This window comes from Winogradskyella sp. 266wxhm, assembly GCF_058964685.1.
This window is the reverse complement of sequence record NZ_CM179559.1, coordinates 1,897,789-1,921,989: the sequence shown is the minus strand read 5'-3', so window position 1 is coordinate 1,921,989 and position 24,201 is coordinate 1,897,789. Positions and strand designations below refer to the sequence as shown.

23 protein-coding genes and 1 tRNA gene are annotated in these 24,201 nt (G+C 33.7%); 15 read left to right on the top strand and 9 right to left on the bottom strand.

The annotated features are described in order from the left end of the window. Positions 1–14: 14 nt before the first annotated feature. Positions 15–545, bottom strand: coding sequence for an outer membrane protein assembly factor BamD (locus AC2H4K_RS08430; RefSeq protein WP_281140590.1), 531 nt, complete (start codon positions 543–545; stop codon positions 15–17). A gap of 168 nt (positions 546–713) precedes the next feature. Between AC2H4K_RS08430 and AC2H4K_RS08425 the strand changes: the two genes are divergently transcribed. The 3 genes from AC2H4K_RS08425 to AC2H4K_RS08415 all read left to right on the top strand — a co-directional run bounded on the left by AC2H4K_RS08425 (position 714) and on the right by AC2H4K_RS08415 (position 5,018). Beyond that, complete coding sequence (locus tag AC2H4K_RS08425) at positions 714–1,664, top strand: NAD-dependent epimerase/dehydratase family protein (protein ID WP_281140591.1); 951 nt, start codon at positions 714–716, stop codon at positions 1,662–1,664. A 282-nt stretch (positions 1,665–1,946) separates the two neighbouring features. Next, a complete protein-coding gene (locus tag AC2H4K_RS08420; RefSeq protein ID WP_281140592.1) occupies positions 1,947–3,221 on the top strand; it encodes a ribonucleotide-diphosphate reductase subunit beta in 1,275 nt (424 codons plus the stop codon). Between the two features lie 15 nt (positions 3,222–3,236). Then, the gene (locus tag AC2H4K_RS08415; RefSeq protein ID WP_281140593.1) at positions 3,237–5,018 is read left to right on the top strand and encodes a ribonucleoside-diphosphate reductase subunit alpha; all 1,782 of its coding nucleotides are present in this window, start codon (positions 3,237–3,239) and stop codon (positions 5,016–5,018) included. Between the two features lie 194 nt (positions 5,019–5,212). On the opposite strand, the gene AC2H4K_RS08410 is transcribed toward AC2H4K_RS08415, so the two are convergent. The 3 genes from AC2H4K_RS08410 to AC2H4K_RS08400 all read right to left on the bottom strand — a co-directional run bounded on the left by AC2H4K_RS08410 (position 5,213) and on the right by AC2H4K_RS08400 (position 8,722). Beyond that, positions 5,213–5,286 (bottom strand) — tRNA-Asn (locus AC2H4K_RS08410). 86 nt (positions 5,287–5,372) lie between these two features. Further along, positions 5,373–6,716, bottom strand: coding sequence for an RIP metalloprotease RseP (rseP, locus tag AC2H4K_RS08405; RefSeq protein ID WP_281140594.1), 1,344 nt, complete (start codon positions 6,714–6,716; stop codon positions 5,373–5,375). A gap of 74 nt (positions 6,717–6,790) precedes the next feature. Beyond that, positions 6,791–8,722, bottom strand: coding sequence for a M1 family metallopeptidase (locus tag AC2H4K_RS08400; protein WP_281140595.1), 1,932 nt, complete (start codon positions 8,720–8,722; stop codon positions 6,791–6,793). Between the two features lie 81 nt (positions 8,723–8,803). On the opposite strand from AC2H4K_RS08400, the gene AC2H4K_RS08395 reads away from it, so the two are divergent. The 4 genes from AC2H4K_RS08395 to AC2H4K_RS08380 all read left to right on the top strand — a co-directional run bounded on the left by AC2H4K_RS08395 (position 8,804) and on the right by AC2H4K_RS08380 (position 12,023). Beyond that, positions 8,804–9,478 carry an SCO family protein gene (locus tag AC2H4K_RS08395; protein WP_281140596.1) on the top strand — a complete coding sequence of 225 codons (675 nt, stop codon included), beginning with the start codon at positions 8,804–8,806 and terminating at the stop codon, positions 9,476–9,478. Positions 9,479–9,560: 82 nt separating this feature from the next. Beyond that, positions 9,561–9,782 carry a FeoA family protein gene (locus AC2H4K_RS08390; RefSeq protein ID WP_281140597.1) on the top strand — a complete coding sequence of 74 codons (222 nt, stop codon included), beginning with the start codon at positions 9,561–9,563 and terminating at the stop codon, positions 9,780–9,782. After that, a complete protein-coding gene (gene feoB / locus AC2H4K_RS08385) occupies positions 9,783–11,882 on the top strand; it encodes a ferrous iron transport protein B (RefSeq protein ID WP_281140598.1) in 2,100 nt (699 codons plus the stop codon). 3 nt (positions 11,883–11,885) lie between these two features. Next, complete coding sequence (locus tag AC2H4K_RS08380) at positions 11,886–12,023, top strand: FeoB-associated Cys-rich membrane protein (RefSeq protein WP_281140599.1); 138 nt, start codon at positions 11,886–11,888, stop codon at positions 12,021–12,023. A gap of 225 nt (positions 12,024–12,248) precedes the next feature. Here AC2H4K_RS08380 and AC2H4K_RS08375 read toward each other — a convergent pair whose 3' ends face one another. Further along, the gene (locus tag AC2H4K_RS08375; protein ID WP_493743042.1) at positions 12,249–13,034 is read right to left on the bottom strand and encodes a hypothetical protein; all 786 of its coding nucleotides are present in this window, start codon (positions 13,032–13,034) and stop codon (positions 12,249–12,251) included. A gap of 81 nt (positions 13,035–13,115) precedes the next feature. Then, positions 13,116–13,772 carry a metal-dependent transcriptional regulator gene (locus AC2H4K_RS08370; protein WP_281140601.1) on the bottom strand — a complete coding sequence of 219 codons (657 nt, stop codon included), beginning with the start codon at positions 13,770–13,772 and terminating at the stop codon, positions 13,116–13,118. Between the two features lie 100 nt (positions 13,773–13,872). On the opposite strand from AC2H4K_RS08370, the gene AC2H4K_RS08365 reads away from it, so the two are divergent. From AC2H4K_RS08365 to AC2H4K_RS08345, 5 genes are all read left to right on the top strand, one after another. Beyond that, entirely contained in the window at positions 13,873–16,125 is a 2,253-nt protein-coding gene (locus AC2H4K_RS08365) for a TonB-dependent receptor (RefSeq protein WP_281140602.1), read from the top strand. A gap of 39 nt (positions 16,126–16,164) precedes the next feature. Further along, positions 16,165–17,079: a metal ABC transporter solute-binding protein, Zn/Mn family gene (locus tag AC2H4K_RS08360; RefSeq protein WP_281140603.1), complete on the top strand. Its 915-nt coding sequence runs from the start codon at positions 16,165–16,167 to the stop codon at positions 17,077–17,079. An 11-nt stretch (positions 17,080–17,090) separates the two neighbouring features. Further along, positions 17,091–17,837, top strand: a complete 747-nt coding sequence (locus AC2H4K_RS08355; protein WP_281140604.1) for a metal ABC transporter ATP-binding protein — start codon at positions 17,091–17,093, stop codon at positions 17,835–17,837. A gap of 80 nt (positions 17,838–17,917) precedes the next feature. After that, positions 17,918–19,042 (top strand): metal ABC transporter permease, encoded by a 1,125-nt coding sequence (locus tag AC2H4K_RS08350; RefSeq protein ID WP_281140867.1) that lies wholly within the window; start codon positions 17,918–17,920, stop codon positions 19,040–19,042. Beyond that, complete coding sequence (locus AC2H4K_RS08345; protein ID WP_281140605.1) at positions 19,035–20,195, top strand: metal ABC transporter permease; 1,161 nt, start codon at positions 19,035–19,037, stop codon at positions 20,193–20,195. The genes AC2H4K_RS08350 and AC2H4K_RS08345 overlap by 8 nt, the downstream gene beginning before the upstream one ends. Position 20,196: 1 nt before the next feature. Here AC2H4K_RS08345 and AC2H4K_RS08340 read toward each other — a convergent pair whose 3' ends face one another. Beyond that, positions 20,197–20,388 (bottom strand): hypothetical protein, encoded by a 192-nt coding sequence (locus AC2H4K_RS08340; protein WP_281140606.1) that lies wholly within the window; start codon positions 20,386–20,388, stop codon positions 20,197–20,199. Between the two features lie 8 nt (positions 20,389–20,396). After that, positions 20,397–21,188, bottom strand: coding sequence for a TerB family tellurite resistance protein (locus AC2H4K_RS08335; RefSeq protein WP_281140607.1), 792 nt, complete (start codon positions 21,186–21,188; stop codon positions 20,397–20,399). A 178-nt stretch (positions 21,189–21,366) separates the two neighbouring features. Between AC2H4K_RS08335 and AC2H4K_RS08330 the strand changes: the two genes are divergently transcribed. The 3 genes from AC2H4K_RS08330 (at position 21,367) to AC2H4K_RS08320 (ending at position 23,253) form a co-directional block, all read left to right on the top strand. Further along, on the top strand, positions 21,367–21,777 hold the full coding sequence (locus tag AC2H4K_RS08330) for a BrxA/BrxB family bacilliredoxin (RefSeq protein WP_281140608.1): 411 nt from the start codon (positions 21,367–21,369) through the stop codon (positions 21,775–21,777). An 86-nt stretch (positions 21,778–21,863) separates the two neighbouring features. Beyond that, the gene (locus AC2H4K_RS08325) at positions 21,864–22,607 is read left to right on the top strand and encodes a lysophospholipid acyltransferase family protein (protein WP_281140609.1); all 744 of its coding nucleotides are present in this window, start codon (positions 21,864–21,866) and stop codon (positions 22,605–22,607) included. Further along, positions 22,597–23,253 carry an HD domain-containing protein gene (locus tag AC2H4K_RS08320; protein ID WP_281140610.1) on the top strand — a complete coding sequence of 219 codons (657 nt, stop codon included), beginning with the start codon at positions 22,597–22,599 and terminating at the stop codon, positions 23,251–23,253. The genes AC2H4K_RS08325 and AC2H4K_RS08320 overlap by 11 nt, the downstream gene beginning before the upstream one ends. 54 nt (positions 23,254–23,307) lie before the next feature. Here AC2H4K_RS08320 and AC2H4K_RS08315 read toward each other — a convergent pair whose 3' ends face one another. Continuing rightward, positions 23,308–24,090 carry a hypothetical protein gene (locus AC2H4K_RS08315; RefSeq protein ID WP_281140611.1) on the bottom strand — a complete coding sequence of 261 codons (783 nt, stop codon included), beginning with the start codon at positions 24,088–24,090 and terminating at the stop codon, positions 23,308–23,310. Positions 24,091–24,201: the final 111 nt, after the last annotated feature.

The following is a 24,201-nucleotide window of genomic DNA, read 5'->3' as shown; positions in this document are numbered from 1 at the left end:
TGAAGTTTTAAAAATTACTCAGGTTTAATCTTGTCGTAGAAGTCTCTTTCTAACTTTTTATTAATCTGATAATTAAGATTAGAAAAAGCTTCCAGAACATCTTTTACACCCATCAGCTTTAAACGATCTTCTATATTATCGAGATTAAGATTTTCGTTAAGTTTTAGCATGTTTGTCTCTAGAATGGCAATTCTAGATAAAATTTGATTGGTTCTAAGGGTTTTAGGAACTGACTTATTGAACTCATCCAAAAATTTCTTTAAAGGCTCTTTTTCGCTATTAAAGAAGGATAAATCAGCTTTCTTTAAATAGCTAATCTGTATTGCTAACTCTTGATATTTTTTCCAATTTTCTAATCGTTCTTCACTTTCACTACTGAGTGCATAATCCGTGTAATCAAATTTTTCAATAGCATCTTCAGTAATAAGTGGCTGTTGTTGCTGAGCTTTTTTAGCTGCATCAATATCTTCAGTTTCATTTTTATCGTCTCCACAACTGATTAATAATAAACATGCCAAGCATAAAACGTTTAGAAAAATCTTCATTTTCATTTTTTATTTAAGGTGTAAAGATACTTAAACTAAAATTTTGATCTTGTATTGTCCTCAATAAAAACCTATTAAAGATATCGCATTCTAAAGTCATTTTTTTTGAACATTTTAAGTTTTACAACCTTAATTTCTTATTATTTTTGCTGAAAATTTAATTGTGTCATGTCTTCAAAAATTTTAATCATTGGTGCTTGCGGGCAAATAGGTACTGAACTTACAACAAAACTTAGAGAAAAGTACGGTGTAGATAATGTCATTGCCAGTGACATAAATACCAGAAATCTAGACTTAGTAAATTCTGGCCTTTTTGAAATCATAGACGCTAAAAATTTTAATGCAATTAAAGACTGTTGCATTCACAATAATGTGAAAACAGTGTATTTAATGGCAGCGCTATTGAGTGCTACTGGCGAAAAATACCCTATGGAAGCTTGGGATCTTAACATGAATTCATTATTTCATGTCCTTAATTTAGCCAAGCAAAAGGTAATTGATAAAATTTTCTGGCCAAGTAGTATTGCTGTATTTGGCCCTACAACACCTAGCAATAATACTCCACAACACACCATTTGCGAACCAACTACAGTTTACGGTATTACCAAACAAGTTGGAGAACGTTGGTGCGAATACTACCATAACAAATATGATGTAGATGTAAGAAGTATTCGCTATCCAGGAATTATTAGTCACAAAGCAATGCCTGGCGGCGGAACCACCGATTATGCGGTAGAGATTTATCACGAGGCTATTAAAAATGGCACTTATGAATGTTTCTTATCTGAAGATACTAGCCTTCCTATGATGTTTATGGAAGATGCTATTAAAGCCACAACCGAATTAATGGAAGCACCTTCCGAAAAACTGACTATAAGATCGTCTTATAATTTAGCTGCTATTACATTTACACCAAAAGAAATTTACGAAAGCATTAAATCATTATTGCCTGAATTTTCAATTTCCTACAATCCCGATTTTAGACAAGCCATTGCAGATAGTTGGCCTTCGTCAATTGATGATAGCGTTGCAAGAGAAGATTGGAATTGGCAACACGATTTTGATTTAGATGCCATGACAAAAGTGATGCTAGAAGAACTAAAAAAGAAATACAATTAATTTTTTTCTTTAAAATTTAAGTCTAAAAATTGAACTTTAGAATAGTCTTTTTCTCACTTTTTCAAGTCTTTACACAACTCCTTTTTAAGGCCTATTTTTTCACTTGTTAAGCTAAATTTTCAGCATGTTTTTTTGGGGTGTTTTTTCACATCTTAACCCAAAATTTAAAATCCCAATGTTGATAAATTGTTAAGAACAAAGATGGCATCTCCTCATTTCGTTTAGAATATTTTATGACTTTTATCAAATCTTATTTTTGATTGATTCTAACCGATTCTGTTTATGGAAATTTTGCACATTACTAAAAGAAATTTTAGCCAAAAACCTTTTGAGCTAAGTAAAATTACAAACGCCATTTTAAAGGCGATGAAAGCCGTTAACCACGGAGAAGCGACTGATGCACAGCTTATTGCAAACAACGTTCATGATGTTTTGTTAGCAAGAAAAAACCAAGATGTAGACTATTTACCAACCGTAGAGGAGGTACAAGATGTTGTTGAGGATAAGCTGATGGAAAGTGAATTTCATGATGTGGCTAAAGCCTATATTCTTTACAGAAATAAACAAGCTCTAGGTCGTAAAAGTAACATCTTTGAGAAGCGTGTAAATTTAAAACCGTATGAGTATCCTCAACTTTACGAATACGTTCCTGCGATACGACATTCATACTGGATTCATACAGAATTTAATTTCACTAGTGATATTCAAGATTTCAAATCAAACCTAAGTGAAAAAGAAAAATCGGCGATAAAAAATACGATGTTAGCCATCTCTCAAATTGAGGTTGCTGTAAAAACATTTTGGGGAGATGTTCACCACAGAATGCCAAAGCCAGAGATAGGATCTGTAGGTGTAACATTTGCTGAAAGTGAGGTAAGACATCATGATGCTTATTCGCACTTACTAGAAATCTTAGGATTAAATAAAGAATTTGAAGAGTTAAAGAAAAAACCTGTAATAATGAAGCGTGTGCAGTATTTAGAAACTGCGCTTAAAAATGCTAAGAGTGAAGATAACAGAGAATATTCAGAATCTATTTTATTATTCTCATTGTTCATTGAGCACGTGTCTCTATTTTCTCAATTCTTAATTATTATGGCTTTCAACAAGCACAAGAATATGCTTAAAGGTATTTCTAATGTTGTTGAAGCAACTTCAAAAGAAGAACAAATACATGGAGATTTTGGTATAGACATCATTAACATTATCAAAGAAGAAAATCCTGAGTGGTTTGATGAAAATCACAACACACTTATTCAAGATATGTGTAAGGATGCTTACATCGCAGAAAGCAGAATTGTAGATTGGATTTTTGAAGATGGTGAATTAGAATTCTTACCAAAAGCAGTAGTAAACGAGTTTATCAAAAACCGTTTCAACAAATCTCTAGAAAGTATCGGTATTGAAAAAGCATTTGATATTGATGAAAATTTATTATCTCAAACAGAATGGTTTGACGATGAAATTATTGGAACCAAACATGGTGATTTCTTTGTAAAGAGATCTATCAACTATAGCAAAAGAACACAAAGTATAACAAGCGACGACTTATTTTAATAATCCACAAAATCCATGAAGAACAAAACTATTGATCAGCCACAAGTACAAGAACAAACTACTACTAACCCTTTAGTTAACGCAAGAAAAGAATTTCTAGCCAACACTAGCAAAGAAGAAGGAGGGTTTGAATGGTTAAATGAATTTAGCCAGAAATTTTTAGAATCTGGATATCTTACAGAAGGTGTAACTCCGAAGCAACGTATTAGAGAAATTGGAGATAGAGCGGAGCAAATCCTTAAAATTCCGGGTTATTCTGATAAATTTTACCACTATATGTCTGAAGGGTTTTTCTCTTTAGCTTCGCCTGTTTGGTCTAACTTTGGTAAGGAACGTGGTTTACCAATTAGTTGTTTTGGTTCTCATATTGATGATGACATGGGTAATATTCTTTATACACAGTCTGAAGTTGGTATGATGTCTAAGCTTGGTGGTGGTACATCTGGATTTTTTGGAAAAATTCGTCATAGAGGTGCGCCTGTAAAAAACAATGGTCAAGCTTCTGGTGCTGTTCATATTATGCAGTTGTTTGAATCTATGGTAGATGTCGTAAGCCAAGGTTCTGTTCGTCGTGGTCGTTTTTCCCCTTATTTACCTATTGAACATCCAGATATTAAAGAATTTTTAGAAATTGGTACTGAAGGTAATCCAATTCAACAATTAACGCATGGTGTTACTGTAACTAGCAAGTGGATGGAAGATATGATTGCTGGTGATGTTGACAAACGTACAACTTGGGCTAAAGTATTACAAAGTCGTGGAGAAATGGGTTATCCATACATATTCTTCACTGACAATGCTAACGATGGTAAACCTGGAGTTTACAAGGATAAAGATCATAGGATTCACGCTAGTAACTTATGTACAGAAATCATGTTACCATCAAATGATGATTGGTCTTTTGTTTGTGTACTTTCTAGTATCAATGTATTACACTATGACAAGTGGAAAAATACTGATGCTGTAGAAACAATGATTTACTTCTTAGATGCAGTAATCACTGAATTTATTGAGAAATTAGAAGTTTATCGTGATTCAGATAACAGAGATGATCGTCAAACATTCCTATTCATGGAGCGTGCTTATAACTTTGCAAAAGATAACAGAGCTTTAGGTTTAGGTGTTCTTGGATGGCATTCTTTATTACAGTCTAAAATGCATGCTTTTGATAGCCAAGAAGCGTTCAACCTTAACCGTGAAATCTTCAAAACTATTAAAGATCGTTCATATAAAGCCTCTGAAGAATTAGCTGAAAAATTTGGTGAGCCTAAAGTTTTAGAAGGTTATGGTCGTAGAAATGCAACTTTAAATGCTATTGCACCAACAACGTCTTCTGCGTTTATTTTAGGACAAGTTTCTCAAGGTATTGAGCCAATATGGTCTAACATTTATGTAAAGGATATTGCTAAGATTAAAACAACGATTAAAAATCCTTTCTTAGAAGCTTTATTAGAAGAAAAAGGACAAAACACAACTGAAGTTTGGAGAAGCGTTAGAGATATGGATGGTTCTGTACAACACCTTGAATTCTTAACAGAAGAAGAAAAAGCAGTATTTAGAACCTACTCGGAGATTGATCAGCTAGATATTATCTACCAAGCTGCTGCAAGACAAGAGTTCATTGACCAAGGCCAATCTGTAAACATTATTGTGCATCCAGATATGCCAGTTAAAGAAATAAACAATATACATGTTACAGCATGGAAGTTAGGCTTAAAGTCCTTGTACTATCAGCATAGCATGAATGCGGCTCAAAAATTCAAACAGAAAAAAGAATGTGTAAGCTGCGAAGCTTAATCATAAAAAAACAAAAAACCTCATCTGAATTGGATGAGGTTTTTTTTATTTAGTGACTTGAGCTTATTATTGAAATATTAAAAGAAACCGATTACAGTACATTTGGAATACACATACCTTCTATAGAAAAAAAATTTTTCAAAGAAAAAACAGGTAAAACAAAAAATCCCATCAATTTTGATGGGATTTTTTTGCTCCTCAGACTGGGCTCGAACCAGTGACCCTCTGATTAACAGTCAGATGCTCTAACCAACTGAGCTACTGAGGAAGGTTGTTTTCGCTTTAGCGAGCGCAAATATAAATTATTTTTTTATTCTCTACCAAACGAAACGCAATTTTTTTCCGGTAAATTTTTTAGTTGGTAACGGCTTTAAAAATATCGTTTCCGTTAGCAAATAATACCAATGCTATTAAAATAATAAAACCTACTAATTGGGCGCGTTCTAAGAACTTTTCGCTTGGTTTACGACCAGATATCATCTCGTAGAGTAAAAACATAACGTGACCACCATCTAACGCCGGAATTGGCAGTAAATTTAAAATGGCTAACATTATTGAAAGAAATGCTGTAAGCGTCCAGAATGCTTCCCAACTCCAGAAGTCTGGAAAAATATCGTAAATAGCTTTAAAACCGCCAAGGCCTTTGTAAGCCCCTGTTTTTGGATTGAAGATAGCTTTTAATTGTTCAAAATAACCAGCAACCTGATCTACAAACTTATCAGCTCCACCACCAAAACTTTCAATAAAAGAGTATTCTTTTCTGGTAACTTCAAAATAACCTAGTTCTTCAAACTTTTCTTCAGAGTAGGCTGGGAATATGCCTATTTTCCCATTAGCATTTACTTTTAAATCTCTTTGAATGGTTTCTGAGTCTCTTAAAAAAGTCGCTGATACCGTTTGGTTTTTATAATTTTCTAATGTTGGTTCTAATTGATCAAAATATTTTAAATCCCTACCATTAATAGCAACCAATACATCTCCAGGTTTTAGGTCTACACCTTTGTTTTGCATAGTGTCATTAATTTCAGCAACCATAAAAGGTACACGTACACTAAAAAGACTAGATCTGTTTTTTCTAGAAGAAAGCTGCCCTAAAAAGTCTTCAGGTAAGTTTATCTTCTTTGTAGTTCCATTACGCTCTATAGTAAATTCTTCTGCTGAAATTAAACTTTTAGTAACATCTGTATGTGATTTTACAGGCTCATTATTGACTTCAATAATTTTGTCGCCTGTTTTAAATCCTAAATCTAAAAGCAAAGGATTCTCTATGTAGTAACCACCTTCTAAACTATCAATTGTGTAGTCTTTATCACCATAGGTAAACGAAATACCAACATATATAAAGTATGCTAAAATAAAGTTTACGGTAACACCACCCAACATTATAATAAGACGTTGCCAAGCTGGTTTGCTACGGAATTCCCATGGTTGTGGTGGTTTTGCCATTTGCTCTTTGTCCATGCTCTCGTCTATCATTCCGGCAATTTTCACATAACCACCTAAAGGCAACCATCCTATACCGTAAACGGTTTCGCCTATTTTCTTCTTAAAGAGAGAATATTTGACATCAAAAAAGAGGTAAAATTTTTCAACTTTCGTTTTAAAAAGTTTAGCTGGTATAAAATGCCCTAACTCATGTAACACAATTAGTAACGATAAGCTGAGTAAAAATTGAGATATCTTTATTATAAATTCCATGTAATCATTTTCGAATTTCGATTGACAAAAGTAATCTTTTCACATCATTTAGAAAACAAATAGATTTTAGAACCTTAATTTTTAATAAATTGATGGTTTAGAACTTTATCGTTTGTTTGAATTTGTAAGATGAAAACACCTGAATCAAAACCAGATAAGTCTATTTGAGACACCGCTTTGCTTTGCCATAATAACTGCCCCAAATTGTTGTATACTTTAAGGGCATTTATCTCTAAATTTTCAGGTTTATCAATATGAAGTATACTGTTTGTAGGGTTAGGATAAATTGCTATTGCACCCAAATTGTAGTTTGGAATACTTAATGAAACGGTATTATTCTTAGATATCAAATCCGTTCTTGGATCAAACAAAACCTCTTGAACTGTAAAATTAACCGTCTCGGTAAATTGTTGATTGTTTTCTGTATTATCCAAAACAAGATCTAAACTTTCTCCCATTGTACCCATCAATCTAATGGGCACTCCTGCTTCAAAAAAGCTTACAGAAGTATGACTTTGAAGTTGAGACAACGATAGCTGCACTTGATTTCCACTTTGGTTCCAGTTTACAGTATAACTTGGATATCCTTCATTATAAACCCAATCATTAAAAAATTCATCTAAGTCCACACCAGAAGAAACCTCCATAACATCTTGAAAATCCTCAGTTTTTGCATAATCAAAAGCTAAATCAGGATCCACCAAATAATCTTGAAGTCCTTGATAAAAATTAGCATCACCTAACTTTTTTCTGAGCATATGCAACACCATAGCTCCTTTATTATAACTTAACCTACTACTGAAAATTCTGTTAACGCTTAACGTATCTTGGTCCGATAAATACACTGCCCCATCAGGTAGAGACGTTATAGAATTTACTCGCTGTTGTTTCCAAATATCAAAAGAGGTGTCTCCATCAAAATCTTCTATAACCAAACCAGACATATAGGTAGCAAAGCCTTCGTTTAACCAAATATCTTTCCAACTACCGCAAGTTATTTTATTTCCAAACCATTGATGTGCCAACTCGTGAGAAATTAAGTTTCTATTAAATGAACCCATAAAAGAAACGGTTGTATGCTCCATGCCTCCACCCCAACCAAACTGTGCGTGGCCATATTTTTCATCGGCAAAAGGATATTCTTCAAACAAATTGGTAAATAAATTCATAATATCTACGGTTACCTGAGTATCTGTTTGAGCATTAGTTAAACTTTCAGGATAAACATAGTTTACAATATCAAAAGGATTCCCGTTATTGGGAACTTGATGCGTGTAGATTTCATAATTTGTAATGGCTATAGCTATTAAATATGCAGGAATTGGGTAACGGTGTTTATAACGTGTAATCTTATCATCTCCTTGTATAGTCTGACTAAGTTCTAAGCCATTTGACACTGCAACATAATCTTCACTTGAAGGATTAAATCTCGGAGTATTTAAATAAACATCTATAGAGTCTATTTTATCATTCAAATCTTGCTTACAAGGCCACCAACCTTTAGCTCCGTAAGGTTCAGATAACGTCCAAATTATTGGATCTCCATTATGTGTACTTTGCTCATAAGAACCAAAGCCAGAACTAATAGGGTTACCTGAGTAACTTACGGTCAATGAATCTAAAACTCCTTGGTTTTGTATTGCTGGCAAAGTAATTACTAATTCATCATCGGTGTTTTGTGAGAATGCCAAACTATTGCCTTGTTTTGTAACTTGAGAAACCAACATATTGTCTGAAAGGTCAAAGGTTATTTCACTTAAATCTTCTTTTGCAACGAAATAAGTAGTTACATCTCCTGAAATTGATGTTTGAGAAGGATCTACATTCAACTCTAACCTGTGGTACTTAACATCATAATTTCCGGTATTTAAATTTTTTGGAGTCATCATTAACTGCCTTGCCGATTTTGCCTCCATGGCTCTAATGTCTTCAAGATTCTTTTTATAATCCTGAGCATAAGATGATAGTGTAAAACATATCAAAAAGCCTAATAAATAAGGTCTCATAGCTTAATTTTTATTGTTAAAAATACTGATTTTGTTTCTATTGCATTGTACTTTTGCATTTAAATTACTCATATTACAATAATGTCACTTCTAACATTTTTTAAAGGCTACAAAAAGTTTGGAATTTTCTTTTTTGTCCTTTCAACTATAATAATCCTAATTATCTATAACATTCTTAATGTTAAAAAACCGCTCCCTATTTATCAACCAGCCATGGTTAGTGAAGAATTGGTAGATAGCACTATTCAATACCAAAAAAAATATCACAAGATTGCCGATTTTGAGCTGATAAATCAAAACGGAGAAACCATCACTCAAGATACTTACGAGGATAAAATCTACGTGGCCGATTTCTTTTTTACCACCTGCCAAACTATTTGTCCTATTATGACAGATCATATGTTCGAAATACAGAAAAAAATTCTGAGTGATGACGAAGTAATGCTCTTATCTCATTCTGTAACACCTAAAATAGATAGTGTGGCGCAACTTAGAAAATATGCCACTGAAAAAGGAGTTATAGACAGAAAATGGAATTTAGTCACGGGAGATAAAAAACAAATCTACGAGCTTGCTAGAAAAAGTTATCTCGCTGTAAAGACCGATGGTAATGGTGATGAATATGATATGATTCATACCGAAAACTTTATGCTCATTGACAAAAAACGTCAGATTAGAGGCTTTTACGATGGTACCAATCCTGAAGATATTGACCAACTTCTTAAAGATATTGCCATTTTAAAGAAAGAAGACTAATCTTAAAAATTTTACAAAGGTTTTAAAGCCTTAAAATTTTACCTTACTTTTGCTTCTTTAAAACTATTCTAAATAAGCGCAATTGACTTTAGCAGATTTAAAACGCGGACAACAAGGCATTATTAAAGATGTGTCTTCAATTCATATTCCTCTTAAACTTTTGGAAATGGGTTGTTTACCTGGCAATGCTGTAGAACTTGTGCAAGTCGCTCCGTTTGCGGATCCAATGTATTTAAACATTAATGGCTCTCACCTTGCCATACGCAAAGAAACAGCGATTCATATACTAATTGAAACCATCTAGATGAGTAAGCAGATTAATGTAGCTTTAATAGGAAACCCTAATACCGGCAAAACATCTGTTTTTAATGCCCTTACCGGACTTAATCAAAAAGTCGGGAATTATCCTGGTATTACAGTTGAAAAAAAGGAAGGTATTTGTAAGCTACCTCGTGGTGTTAAAGCACATATTATTGATTTACCAGGTACATACAGCCTTAATGCGTCTTCGCTCGATGAAAACGTAGTTATTGAATTATTACTTAACAGAAATGATAAGGATTTTCCTGATGTAGCGGTTGTTGTTAGTGATGTTGAAAACCTAAAGCGTAACCTCTTACTCTTTACTCAGATTAAGGATTTAGAAATACCAACCATACTGGTCATTAACATGGCTGATCGTATGGCTTACAAAGGTATTTCTTTAGATATTGATTATTTAGAACAGCAATTAGAAACCAAAATTGCACTTGTAAGCACAAGAAAAAAGCATGGTATTGATGAACTAAAAGAACTCATTACTAACTATAAAGATTTATCTACAGAACCTTGTCTTAATGCTTCTTCTATAGATGAACCATATTTTGACAATTTAAGAAAGGCTTTTCCTAACCAGTTACTTTACAAGCTTTGGTTGGTTATTACCCAAGATGTTAACTTCGGTAAAACAGATAGAAATACTATTGATGCTGTTGCCGATTTTAAGACTAAACCTAAAAGTGATTTAAAACGTCTTCAGCAAAAAGAAACTATCAGACGTTATCAGTTTATAAACGATACGCTGAAGAAAGGACAAACCATAGACCTTAAATCGGCCAAAGATTTACGCATTAAATTAGATAGAATTATTACTCACAAAGTTTGGGGCTATTTAATTTTTGCAGTAATTCTACTTACAATTTTTCAAGCAATTTACGATTGGTCTAGTGTACCAATGGATTTTATAGATAGTACATTTGCTTCACTCAGCGAATGGACCAAAAGTGTAATGCCAGAAGGAGCTTTTACTAATTTAGTAGCCGAAGGTATTATTCCTGGACTTGGTGGTATTGTAATATTCATACCACAAATAGCATTTCTTTTTCTATTCATTTCAATTTTAGAAGAAAGTGGTTACATGAGTCGTGTGGTGTTTTTAATGGACCGAATTATGCGACGGTTTGGCCTCAGCGGTAAAAGTGTTGTACCATTAATTTCCGGTACAGCTTGTGCCATTCCCGCAATTATGGCAACCCGAAATATTGAAAGTTGGAAAGAACGTCTGATCACTATTTTGGTAACACCATTTACAACCTGTTCTGCAAGGCTTCCTGTGTACCTTATAATTATTGCTTTAGTTATTCCTGAAGGACGATTTTTAGGCTTAAGTTATCAAGCTTTAACCTTAATGCTACTCTACTTAATTGGATTTGGAGCTGCTGTAGGTTCTGCTTGGATATTAAATAAGGTTCTAAAAATTAAAAGTAAATCATTCTTTGTAGTAGAAATGCCTAATTACAAAGTGCCATTGGTAAAAAATGTAGCACTTACAGTCTTAGAAAAGACAAAAGCTTTCATTTTTGGAGCTGGAAAAATCATTTTAGCTATTTCTATTGTACTTTGGTTTTTAGCGTCTTATGGTCCTGGTGATGATTTCAATAATGCAGAAGAAATTGTTACAGAACAATATGCGTCTGATAATCTTTCTGAAGAAGAACTTGAACAAAAAGTAGCCTCATATAAACTAGAACATTCTTTTATAGGAATAACAGGAAGAGCCATTGAACCTGCCATAAGACCTTTGGGTTACGATTGGAAAATAGGTATTGCTATTGTGAGCTCTTTTGCTGCTAGAGAAGTTTTTGTAGGAACATTAGCAACCATTTATAGTGTTGGTAGTGATGAAGAAGATACTATTAAAAATAGAATGGCTGGCGAAGTTAACCCAATACTTGGAGGGCCATTATTTAACTTTGCTTCGGGTATATCTTTACTTTTATTTTATGCTTTTGCGATGCAATGCATGAGTACTTTAGCTATTGTAAAACGAGAGACCAACTCATGGAAATGGCCTATGTATCAACTTGTTGTTATGAGTGGTTTTGCTTATATTGTAGCTTTAGCAGCTTACCAAATATTAATATAGAAGATGAACACAATAATTCAAAATAGCTTAGTATTTACAGCATTATTAATTGCTGTTGGGTTTTTGGTTAGAAAATTTATCTGGAAGCCGAAGAAAGCCTCAAGCAAATCTTGTGGAACTGATGACTGTGGATGTCATTAATTCTAATTCTTATTGGCTATTTTCTTGACTATAAATCAAGTCCATCTGATTTCTTCAGTGATTTATTAGCTGGTTTAACTTTTTACTTAGGTTTAGCTGTGTCAGGAATTATAGTTATAGTTGTTTTTAATTTAACTATACTTCATGCTATTTTTTGCATTGGTGTTGAGCTAATTTTAATTTTTGTTTTAAAATCTTTAATTAATAAAACAAATAAGTAGCTTTTTATTTCTCTAAAAACCCTTCAGGAATAGCAAAGGTTGAAGCATTGACATCAACAAATTCAACATTGTTTAAGTTTGCAAAACCAATTTCTTTACCAAGACCTTTTTCTTTAGTCCATTCGTAGTATTTCCAACTTTGTGGTACAGGAATGCCTTCAATAGCTTTATAATCTTCATAACCAATAGCATGAGGATCTGCCTCAGCTGCTTCTAAAGATTTATTAGCCGTTACGATATAACCTGCGTAATCAATTAAGTTGGTTTCAGGATGACTGTAAATGACGTACCAATCATCTGGCGCATCGCCAACATCGCCTTTAAAGGATAAATGCTGTGCATTGTAAGCCACATCATTTAATTGCAACTGACCCAAATCTTTTAAAACTGCACCATCATCACCAATTTTAGATGGAAACAATAAAAAATACATCCAAGTATAGGCATCAAAACGTGCTGCCTTTTCATTTTTTAAATCTGGCGAATGCAACACTTTTGAACCGTCAAAATAAATAGCAGTTCCATCTTTTAATTCAATTTTTCCTTTGGTTGAATTGGTTAAAAAGGTCATTCTGCCATTCAAACGTTCATTTCCGCCAAAGTTAACTGTCATGTCCAAAGCAATAGCGTCATGAGCTAGAAAGCTCTCTTTTTTATGTGCTTTTTCGGTTTTTTGTAACCAAGTCAATTCTTTAGATATCTGTTGCTTTTGAGTTTTATTTTTTTCTGGTTGCTCGTTACAATTGGTAAATAAGATCAGTACTACGATAAACAGATAAAGATTTTTCATTGGTTAGTTTTGGATAAGTGGTTAAATACAAATTCCATTTGTCGCACAATTTTTAGATTCCTTTCACTTAAAAAAACTTTATTACACCTTTTTGAGATATAAGTTTTTAGCTACACTTTGAGAAACGACTATCTCATAATGTTCTAATGAAATTTTTACAGAATTATCATAGGGCTCTTTATGTTTCACAGTGATTATTGTTCCTAAGGCAATATTATTACTATCTAAATACTGAAGAAAAGCTGTGGAGGTATCATCTACTCCAACACATTTATAGGTTTCTCCAACCTCAGCCTTGGCAAGTACAATTTTATCAATATGATGAAAATTACCATCCTTGTCTGGTATTGGATCACCATGAGGATCGTGAGTAGGATGCTCCAAAAATGCATCGAGCTCATCAACAAGTTTATCGGATTTTATATGTTCTAAATGTTCAGCAACTTCATGAACCTCATCCCAAGTAAAATTCAACTTTTCAACCAGAAACACCTCCCAAAGCCTATGCTTTCTAATAATATTTATGGCAACACGCTTACCATTTTCAGTTAATGTAACACCTTGATATTTTTTATAATCTGCATAGTTTTTATCCGACAACTTCTTTATCATATCTGTAACAGAAGACGCTTTGGTGTTCATAGCTTCTGCTATTGCATTGGTTTTTACAGATAATTTACCATTATCGCCAATGTGATAAATCGCTTTAATATAGTTTTCTTCTGTTAGTGTAATCATGATTGTTTTGTAGAAGGTAAATATAGTAAACTTATATTTTTAAATATATTTTTAGACTAATCTAAATTTTATTTTAATTTTGTATAAGATTTAAAATTACATGAGGCTAATAGTGCTGCTTTTTATACTAATAACTTCAAAGCTCTTAGCTCAATCAAAATACAGTCTAAAAGGACAAGTGTTTTCTGAGGGGCAACCACTACCCTATGCAAATATTTATATTGAAAACACAACAAAAGGAACTGTCACAGACGAAAACGGAACATTTTTAATTTCAAATTTAGAAGCAGGTAAATACTCTGTTGTAGCTTCTTTTACTGGCTTTATTGTACAAAAAAGAACGGTTAAAATTTCAGATGGTGATGTTACAATTAATTTCAATCTTAGTCAGAGTGCTTCTTTAAACGAAGTGATAATCACAGGAACCTTAAAACCCGTATCGCGTTTAGAAAGTCCTGTTCCCGTTGAAGTTTACTCTCCAACATTTCTAAAAAAGAATCCCACACCCAATATTTTTGAAGCTTTACAAAATGTTAACGGTGTTCGTCCGCAACTCAACTGTAATGTCTGTAATGCGGGCGATATTCATATTAACGGTTTAGAAGGACCTTACACATTGGTAATGATAGACGGAATGCCTATTGTGAGTGGACTATCAACGGTATATGGTCTTTCTGGAATTCCTAATTCCCTCATTGAACAAGTTGAAATTGTAAAAGGACCTGCCTCATCATTGTACGGAAGTGAAGCTGTTGGCGGACTCATTAACATCATCACCAAACTTCCAGAAAATGCTCCACGGTTTTTTGCAGATGGTTTTGTATCTGGTTGGGGAGAAGTTAATCTTGATGTTGGTCTTAAATCAAGAATTGGTAAAAAAGCAACGGTACTTTTTGGCGCTAATTATTTTAATTACAACAACCCAATAGATAATAATAACGATAACTTTACGGATGTAACACTGCAAGACCGTATATCAATATTTCAGAAATGGGATTTTAAACGTGCTAATAACCGTAAATTCTCAATAGCAGGTCGCTATTTTTATGAAGATCGTTGGGGAGGTGAAATGCATTGGAACCCAAGCTATAGAGGAGGTAACGAAGTTTATGGAGAAAGTATTTACACCTCTCGCTTTGAAATCTTAGGAAACTACCAGCTCCCTATTACTGAAAAAGTGAATTTTCAATTTTCGTATTCCGATCACGATCAAAATTCAGTATATGGCGACACACCATACTTAGCACAACAACGTATTGGTTTTGGCCAACTTATTTGGGATAAAAAAACAAGTAAACACGATTTACTTATTGGAACTTCCCTACGCTACAATTATTATAATGATAACACCACAGCTACATTAAATGCAGATGAAGTTACAATACCATCACTATTCATTCAAGATGAAATTGGTTTTACTAAAAAGCAAAGTTTGCTTTTAGGGATGCGTTATGATTATGACAGCAGACACGGAAATATTTTTACACCTCGAATTGCTTATCGTTTTAAACCTACAGAAGATGATATCATTAGGCTAAATGCTGGCACTGGCTTTAGAGTCGTCAATCTATTTACAGAAGAACATGCTGCATTAACAGGAGCAAGAGATGTGATTATTGAAGAGACATTAGATCCTGAGGAATCCTACAACATTAATATCAATTACTTAAAGAAACTCTACCTAAAAAACGGTATGCTCTTTACGTTTGATACTTCGGCATGGTATACCTATTTCACTAATGCCATCATACCAGATTATGACACCAACCCAAATCAAATTATTTATGATAATCTTGATGGATATTCCACTTCAACAGGTCTTAGCTTTAATATAGATGCTATTTTTGGAAGTGGAATTTCTGCATCAATTGGTGGAACTTATCAAGATGTTTCTCAAACAGAAAATGGTGAAACCAAAAAGCAGATTCTTACGGAACGCTTTTCGGGAGTTTGGTCTTTTACATATAAACATTATCCAACACATTTAACCCTAGATTATACTGGTAATATCTATGGACCAATGCGATTGCCTCTTTTAGGAGAATTAGATCCAAGGCAAGAATACTCGCCAACTTGGAGCATTCAAAACATTCAACTCACATATGATAAATTTGATGATTTCGAAATTTATGGTGGTGTAAAGAACCTACTGAACTGGACGCCAAACAAAGGAAATCCTTTTATAATTGCCAGAGCAAATGACCCTTTCGATGAAAATATACAGTTTGATTTTGAGGGTAATGTTATTCCAACTGCAGATAATCCTTATGCTTTAACTTTCGACCCCTCTTATGTCTATGGTCCAAATCAAGGAGCTAGATTGTTTTTAGGTCTGCGTTATAAACTCAATTAATAAATGAATTTTAGTACTTTCACATTAAAATATAAAAACATGAAAAAAGCATACGTACTCATATTACTAATTGCAACACTTTTTAGCTGTAAAGATGAACCTAAAAAGGATGATAAACTCAACATTGTAACTACCACAACTATGATCACCGATTTGGTTAAAAATATTGGTGGAGACAAGGTTAATGTTCAAGGATTAATGGGTTCTGGAGTTGATCCACATCTTTATAAAGCGAGTGAAGGCGATGTATCTAAACTCGTTAATGCGGATATTATTTTCTACAATGGCTTGCATCTTGAGGGTAAACTTGTTGAAGTTTTCGAAAAAATGGAAAAGCAAAACAAAACCCAAGTAGCATTGGCTGAAGCAATAAACAAGAGAGGTCTCATCAGTTCTGAATATTTTTCTTCTAACTATGATCCTCATGTGTGGTTTAATATTGAATACTTTAAAATTTTCGCTGAAAAAGTGGCTGAAACATTAGCTGAAAAAGATCCGAAAAATGCTCAGTTTTATTTAGACAATGAGCAAAAGTATCAAATGGATTTAGACAAACTTCTGAGCGACGTTGAAGATGTTGTGAGTGCTTTACCTGTAGATGAGCGTATTTTGATAACTGCTCACGATGCATTTAATTACTTTGGTAAAACTTTTAATTTTAACGTTATAGGGTTACAAGGCTTATCTACTGCTACCGAAGCTGGTGTACAAGACGTACAAAAGTTATCTGCTTTTATTATTGAAAATAAAGTGAAAGCTATTTTTATTGAAAGCTCAGTGCCAAAACGCACCATTGAAGCTTTGCAAGAAGCCGTAAAATCTAAAGGTCATGAAGTAAAAATAGGCGGTACACTATATTCTGACGCCTTAGGTGATGCTGGTACACGAGAAGGCACATACCTTGGTATGTATAGATACAATATAAAGACTATCGTTAATTCGTTACTTCAATAACACACAAGGTAATGGAATCAAACAAACCTAAAATAGCTGTTAAGGTAGACGATTTAACTGTTGCTTATAATTATAAGCCAGTGCTTTGGGATATTGATTTAGAAATTCCAGAAGGGGTTTTAATGGCTATTGTTGGCCCTAACGGAGCAGGAAAATCAACACTCATAAAATCTATTTTAGGTATCTTAAAACCCATTGCCGGAAGCGTTAATATTTATGGCAAATCCTATGAAAAACAACGTAGATTAGTTGCTTACGTACCTCAAAAAGGCAGTGTTGATTGGGATTTTCCAACAACAGCACTCGATGTGGTAATGATGGGAACTTATGGAGCGCTTGGCTGGATTAAAAGACCTGGCCAAAAAGAGAAAAAAGCATCGCTTGAAGCTCTTGAAAAAGTTGGTATGCTTGCTTTTAAAAATCGACAAATCAGTCAACTTTCAGGTGGGCAACAACAGCGTATTTTCTTAGCACGCGCATTAGTACAAAATGCGTCTATTTATTTTATGGACGAACCGTTCCAAGGTGTAGATGCTTCAACCGAAATCGCCATTATCAATATTTTAAAGGCCTTACGAAAAGCAGGAAAAACGGTTATTGTAGTGCATCACGATCTTCAAACCGTACCTGAATATTTTGATTGGGTAACCTTTTTGAACGTGAAAAAAATTGCGACAGGACCAACGAAAGATATTTTTAATGATGATAACCTTACCAAAACTTATGGAATAAATTATAAGGTTAGTATACAAGAATAGTGTCATTGCGAGCGTAGCGTGGCAATCTCATATAAATAATAAGATTCCGCATCGAGTGCGGAATGACAAAATAAACAACTATAGAACTTAAAGAATACATAGAACTCGTCTTCTCAGACTACACCTTAAGAACTATAACACTTGGTACTGCAATTCTTGGAGCAGTTACAGGAATGTTAGGAAGTTTTGCTGTACTTAGAAAACAAAGTTTGTTAGGAGATGCTATTTCTCACGCTGCATTACCTGGTATTGCTATAGCATTCTTAATTACTGGCGCTAAAGACAGTAACACCTTATTACTTGGAGCTTTGGTAAGTGGACTAATCGGAACATTTTGGATAAGAGGCATCATAACAAAAACTCATTTGAAGTCTGACACAGCATTAGGACTTATTCTTTCTGTCTTTTTTGGTTTTGGAATGTTATTACTCACTTTTATTCAAAAACAACCCAATGCTAACCAAGCTGGATTAGACAAATACCTTTTTGGTCAGGCAGCAACTTTAGTAGAAAGCGACGTATGGCTTATGACCATAATCACAAGTACCTGTCTATTAGTAATGCTTACCTTTTGGAAAGAATTTAAAATACTTCTATTTGATGCCGATTATACCAAAACACTTGGCTTTAATACCAAAACTATTGATGTTCTCATTACCAGCTTTATTGTCTTAGCTATTGTTTTAGGGCTTCAAACGGTTGGTGTGGTTTTAATGAGCGCTATGCTTTTAGCACCTGCTGCTGCTGCAAGACAATGGACCAACAGTCTATCTGTAATGGTTTTCCTTGCTGCTCTATTTGGTGCTTTTTCTGGTGTATTTGGAACTGCAATAAGCGCTAGCCAAAACAACCTGTCTACAGGACCTGTTATTGTTATTATTGCAGGAATTTTTGTTTTGTTTTCATTCATCTTTTCGCCGAGTCGCGGATTATTGTTTAAACAAATTAGATTCATAAAAAATAGACGTGATTTAGAGCTTCATAAGACCTTGGCATTTATGTATCATATTGCCGAAACTCATGAGAATATTTCGCATCCTCACACTATTAAAATATTGAATAATTTTCAAGGTTATACCAAAAGTACACTCAATAAACTTGTAGATAAAGGCTATGTAAAACTTGAGGGAAACATGTGGAGTCTTACCGAAGATGGCTTTAATACAGCTTCAAATCTATACACACAACAATCAACAAATGAATAATGCACAATTAGAAATACAGATTATTGCAAGTTTGGTTGCTATTGCTTGTGCTATTCCAGGGACATTTTTGGTACTGAGAAAAATGTCTATGATAAGTGATGCTATAAGCCACGCTATTCTGCCAGGCATTGTTGTCGGATTTTTTATCACTCAAGATTTAAACTCTCCTCTACTTATCCTCTTGGCAGCTTTAACCGGAATAATTACTGTTGTATTGGTTGAATATATTCAAAAAACAGGACTCGTAAAAGAAGATACCGCTATTGGTTTAGTGTTTCCTGTTCTATTCAGTATTGGTGTCATTCTCATTGCTAAAAACGCCAATGATGTCCATTTAGATGTTGATGCCGTTTTACTTGGAGAACTTGCATTTTCTCCTTTTGATAGACTATTGATAGGTGACACAGATTTTGGGCCAAAATCACTTTGGGTAGTTGGAACCATACTATTAATTACAATTGTATTACTATTCACTTTTTTTAAAGAACTAAAATTAAGCACATTCGATAAAGGTTTAGCATCCTCCTTGGGCTTTTCACCAGTTATAATCCACTATGGCTTAATGTCTATCTCTTCCGTTACTACGGTTGGAGCTTTCGATGCTGTTGGAGCCATATTGGTTGTGGCTTTAATGATTGCGCCTGCTGCTGCGGCTTATTTAATTACAACTGATTTAAAGAAGATGCTACTCTTAGCAATAGCTTTTGGTGTTTTTAGTGCTATTTCTGGATATTGGGTTGCTCACTGGTTAGACGCTTCAATTTCTGGATCTATAACTACAGTATTGGGACTTTTATTTTTACTCGTTTATCTCTTTGCTCCTGCTAAGGGAATCATTGCTGTAATGTACCGAGAAAAACAACAACGTACAGAGGTTTCTTTACTCACCTTTTTGTTGCACTTAAAAAACCATGATGAAATCTCTGAACGCCATGTAAAACACCTTAACGAGCATATTAACTGGCAAAAGGTACGCTCTAAAACTGTGTTGGATTTAGCTCAAAAAAACAATATGATTTTAATTGAAGATCAAATTGTTTCCCTTACCGATAAGGGTGATAAATTTACTTCCAAAGCGATAGATTATATTATCACCAATGAAGATGCGCAGATTGAGGATATGAAAGATGACTTCTTTTTATTTAGAGGGTGATTTAATCCTTTTTCTGAAAATTTAAATCTTCTAAACTTTTATCTACCATCTCAATATCTGGTTTTTTATAAGTACTCGGGTGCTCTAATATTCCTAAATTAGAATCTGGATTTTCTTTTGTATTAATGGTTAGCTTTATAATCACAAAAGCTAATACAAATATGAATACAATTCCACCTATAAACCAAAGCATAATAAATTCTACTTAAACCCTCTTTCTTTCTGAATATGCTCATAGGCTTCTTGTACCTGTCTGAACTTTTCTTCAGCTCCTTCTTGATGCTCCTTGCCTAAATGACCTACACGATCTGGATGGTATTTTTTGGCCATTTTTCTGTAAGCCGCTTTAACTTCATCATCCGATACAGACTTATCAATTTCCAATATTTTATATGCGTTGTTTGTGCTGTTATAAAACATCGCTTTAATACTATCGTAATCTCTATTGCTAATGCCTAAATAACCTGAAATTGTATAAATTTTTCGAACTTCATCTTCAGTAACAAAACCATCGGCTTTGGCGATTCCGAATAAAAAATGGAGCAATTGTAAGCGTGAAGCATGATCCATCATTTGCTTAATTTGTAAACAAACTTGTCTCATGGATATATTTTGTTTGCTAATACGCTTAAATAGTTCAAAAGCGTGGTTTGCTCTTTCGGCACCATACATGTTTCTAAATTGTTGACGTACAAAATCGAGTTCGCGCTGGTCTTGCTTTCCATCGGCTTTAATCACAATAGAAGCCAAAATGAGTAAACTTACTTCAAAATCGCCCGATTTCGTTTTAGGCTTTTCCTTCTGCGTGTCATATTTAGGCATTTTTCTGTAAGGATCGTGCTCCTTTTTTCCTGTTTGTCTATCTCCTATAAGTGGTGTTCCGTTCTCAGATAAATTATCAACAAAACTACCAATAGCTAATCCTATAATAGCTCCTATTGGTCCGCCAAACGACCATCCTATTGCTCCACCAATCCATTTTGCAAAACTCATAAACTGTTTTTTAATGTGATTTTCAAATATACTATTTGTTTGTAGATATTTTTTTGGTTTTGTTACGATAGAAAATAGAAATGACGTCATTATAACTGATTACTGAATACCTCATGCTAGCAACTAATTTTCTGTATCTTTGCAGTTCAAAATTTAGATAAATTAAAATTTAAAAAATATGTATCCAGCAGAATTAGTAAAACCGATGCGTGAGGATTTAACCAACGTTGGTTTTGAAGAATTACATACTGTAGAAGCTGTAGATAACGCCATAGCAAAAGAAGGTACAACTTTAGTTGTTGTAAACTCTGTGTGTGGTTGTGCAGCAGCCAATGCAAGACCAGGAGCAAGAATGAGTTTACAGAATGCTAAAAAACCTGATAACTTAGTAACTGTATTTGCAGGTGTTGATAAAGATGCAACAACTAAAGCTAGAGAATATATGATTCCCTTTCCTCCAAGTTCGCCAAGTATGGCTTTATTTAAAGATGGAGAATTAGTGCATATGTTAGAGCGTCACCACATTGAAGGTCGTCCTGCAGAATTAATTGCAGAAAACCTTATGGATGCTTATAATGAGCATTGTTAAGAAGTATTTAGTTATTATAAATTATAAAACCACGAATTAGTTCGTGGTTTTTTTGTGCATACAAGTCATTGATTTAAATTTGTATTATGCAAAAGTTACTCGCATACCCATTAACAATTCTCTATTTTATCTGCTTTGGATTAACCTTAGTGATATTTCATCCTATACAGTGGTTTTGCTTTAATGTTTTTGGTTACAAAGCCCATAAAATCAGTGTAGATTGGCTTCAATTTTTTATAATGCGAAGTCTCAACGTATTGGGTACGCGCTTTACGTTTATAAATCCTTACGCCATTGAAGAAGGTGTCCCATTAATTATTGTTGCCAACCATCAAAGCATGTACGATATACCACCTCTAATTTGGTATATGCGAAAACATCATGTAAAATTCATCAGTAAAAAAGAGCTTGGTAAAGGCATTCCCAGTGTTTCATATAATTTAAGACATGGAGGTTCAGTTTTAATTGATAGAAAAGATGCTCTAGGTTCTATTAAAGCTATAGAAAGTTTTGCCCAACGTATAGACCAAAATAAATGGGCTGCTGTTATATTTCCTGAAGGAACGCGTAGTAGAGATGGTAAGCCTAAGCCTTTTAAAACCAAAGGACTCCTCACCATGCTAAAAAATATGCCAAATGCTTTAGTTGTTCCTGTAACTATAAATAATTCTTGGAAAACACTTCGCTATGGTAAATTTCCTATGGGAATTGGTGCTCACATAAAATTCAGAGTTCATCAACCTATTAACCCAAAAGATTACGAATATTTGACAGACTTAGTTGAAATTACTGAGAAACTTGTAAAAAGCAATATTCAGAATGAAGACTAACGATCTTATTGCTTCAACTATAAGTTTTGTAAAAGACAAACTCTCTAATGCAGAAGGTGGACATGATTGGTTTCATGTAGAACGTGTTTATAAAAATGTACTACTAATTGCCAAAAATGAGCCTGTTGATATTACAGTAGTAGCTTTAGCTGCCTTATTACATGATATTGCAGATTCTAAATTCAACAATGGTGATGAAACTCTTGGCCCTAGAGTTGCCAGCGAATTTCTTCTAAAACAAAATGTTGATAGTGAAATTATAGAACATGTGACACTAATCATTGAGCACATGTCTTTTAAAAACTCATTTGATTTAGGCACCTCCTTTACTTCAAAAGAAATGGAAGTGGTTCAAGACGCAGATCGTTTGGATGCTATTGGAGCTATTGGTATTGCGCGTTGTTTTAATTATGGTGGTTTTAAAAATAGACCATTATACAATCCTGAGATTCCTCCAAATTTAAAAATGAGTAAATCAGAATATAAAAACTCTGAAGCGCCAACAATCAATCATTTTTATGAGAAGCTTCTGTCATTGAAAGATCAGATGAACACTAAAACTGCAAAAAAAATTGCTTTAGAAAGACATCGTTATATGGAAGGCTTTCTAAAACAATTTTATGCTGAGTGGGAAGGAAATAAATAAAAAAAGGTGATTTTAAGTATAAAATCACCTTTCAAAATATTTTTAAAAAACTAGTTAATCTCTATAAGTATAAGTTGCCGAATAAATACTTGTGTAAGTATTCACACCACCATTAAAATCGTCTTCGTAAGCCGTAGCTGTAACGGTACCTGATGTTGGGTAATCTACATCGTTATATACATAATCAGCATTAATTTCATATAGTAAGACACCTTCATCATCTCTATAAGTAATAGAACTGATATTGTTTAAAGGAAATAATGCTCTAGCTTGTATAATTTCAGGACTAGAAGTATTAACTGTAACATTAAGATCTACTTGATCTAAAACATCAATAATACCAGCAGCCTCTAATGTATAGAAATAAGGGTTTGGTTCAGAATCATAACTAACCTCAGCAGTATATTCTACTTGGATATAGTCATCAGTATTAAAATCATATTCCATTTCGTAGAAAGTGATATTCACTGGGTTACCGTTGTTATCGTACTGATTTACAACACCTGTTTCAAAAGCATCGTAAGGTGATTGGTAAAGTTCCTCAATACTAAGGTTGTCTCCACCTCCTGATACATTGCTTAAATCTCCATTATTATAAACAAAAAGACTAGTGTCAGTTCCGTCAGTAATACTAGAAACTCTATCATTAGCATCATAATTAACCGTTATGTTAATGTCTTCTTCTGAATCTTGAGCTGATACAATAGCAATAGTTTCAATATATCTAGCTACAGCATCTGGATTTGCATCATCAAACTCGTCTGAAGATGAATCGCTACAGCTTGATAAGACAATAAGTAATAAGAAAGATAGTAAGGGCAAAAATTTGTTGTTCATAATAAATTGATTATTTGTTTTATAGAACCACAAATATAAATTTTAAAACCAAAAAACAAAGTTCAAAATCTTTTACTTAAGAAATATAACTCGTTTTGTAAAATGGTATCC

What these genes read in the sequence shown, in the direction of transcription:
- AC2H4K_RS08430 (WP_281140590.1), bottom strand. Translation starts at nt 545, where the DNA reads ATGAAGATTTTTCTAAACGTTTTATGCTTGGCATGTTTATTATTAATC.
- AC2H4K_RS08425 (WP_281140591.1), top strand. Translation starts at nt 714, where the DNA reads ATGTCTTCAAAAATTTTAATCATTGGTGCTTGCGGGCAAATAGGTACT.
- AC2H4K_RS08420 (WP_281140592.1), top strand. Translation starts at nt 1,947, where the DNA reads ATGGAAATTTTGCACATTACTAAAAGAAATTTTAGCCAAAAACCTTTT.
- AC2H4K_RS08415 (WP_281140593.1), top strand. Translation starts at nt 3,237, where the DNA reads ATGAAGAACAAAACTATTGATCAGCCACAAGTACAAGAACAAACTACT.
- rseP (WP_281140594.1), bottom strand. Translation starts at nt 6,716, where the DNA reads ATGGAATTTATAATAAAGATATCTCAATTTTTACTCAGCTTATCGTTA.
- AC2H4K_RS08400 (WP_281140595.1), bottom strand. Translation starts at nt 8,722, where the DNA reads ATGAGACCTTATTTATTAGGCTTTTTGATATGTTTTACACTATCATCT.
- AC2H4K_RS08395 (WP_281140596.1), top strand. Translation starts at nt 8,804, where the DNA reads ATGTCACTTCTAACATTTTTTAAAGGCTACAAAAAGTTTGGAATTTTC.
- feoB (WP_281140598.1), top strand. Translation starts at nt 9,783, where the DNA reads ATGAGTAAGCAGATTAATGTAGCTTTAATAGGAAACCCTAATACCGGC.
- AC2H4K_RS08380 (WP_281140599.1), top strand. Translation starts at nt 11,886, where the DNA reads ATGAACACAATAATTCAAAATAGCTTAGTATTTACAGCATTATTAATT.
- AC2H4K_RS08375 (WP_493743042.1), bottom strand. Translation starts at nt 13,034, where the DNA reads ATGAAAAATCTTTATCTGTTTATCGTAGTACTGATCTTATTTACCAAT.
- AC2H4K_RS08370 (WP_281140601.1), bottom strand. Translation starts at nt 13,772, where the DNA reads ATGATTACACTAACAGAAGAAAACTATATTAAAGCGATTTATCACATT.
- AC2H4K_RS08365 (WP_281140602.1), top strand. Translation starts at nt 13,873, where the DNA reads ATGAGGCTAATAGTGCTGCTTTTTATACTAATAACTTCAAAGCTCTTA.
- AC2H4K_RS08360 (WP_281140603.1), top strand. Translation starts at nt 16,165, where the DNA reads ATGAAAAAAGCATACGTACTCATATTACTAATTGCAACACTTTTTAGC.
- AC2H4K_RS08355 (WP_281140604.1), top strand. Translation starts at nt 17,091, where the DNA reads ATGGAATCAAACAAACCTAAAATAGCTGTTAAGGTAGACGATTTAACT.
- AC2H4K_RS08345 (WP_281140605.1), top strand. Translation starts at nt 19,035, where the DNA reads ATGAATAATGCACAATTAGAAATACAGATTATTGCAAGTTTGGTTGCT.
- AC2H4K_RS08340 (WP_281140606.1), bottom strand. Translation starts at nt 20,388, where the DNA reads ATGCTTTGGTTTATAGGTGGAATTGTATTCATATTTGTATTAGCTTTT.
- AC2H4K_RS08335 (WP_281140607.1), bottom strand. Translation starts at nt 21,188, where the DNA reads ATGAGTTTTGCAAAATGGATTGGTGGAGCAATAGGATGGTCGTTTGGC.
- AC2H4K_RS08330 (WP_281140608.1), top strand. Translation starts at nt 21,367, where the DNA reads ATGTATCCAGCAGAATTAGTAAAACCGATGCGTGAGGATTTAACCAAC.
- AC2H4K_RS08325 (WP_281140609.1), top strand. Translation starts at nt 21,864, where the DNA reads ATGCAAAAGTTACTCGCATACCCATTAACAATTCTCTATTTTATCTGC.
- AC2H4K_RS08320 (WP_281140610.1), top strand. Translation starts at nt 22,597, where the DNA reads ATGAAGACTAACGATCTTATTGCTTCAACTATAAGTTTTGTAAAAGAC.
- AC2H4K_RS08315 (WP_281140611.1), bottom strand. Translation starts at nt 24,090, where the DNA reads ATGAACAACAAATTTTTGCCCTTACTATCTTTCTTATTACTTATTGTC.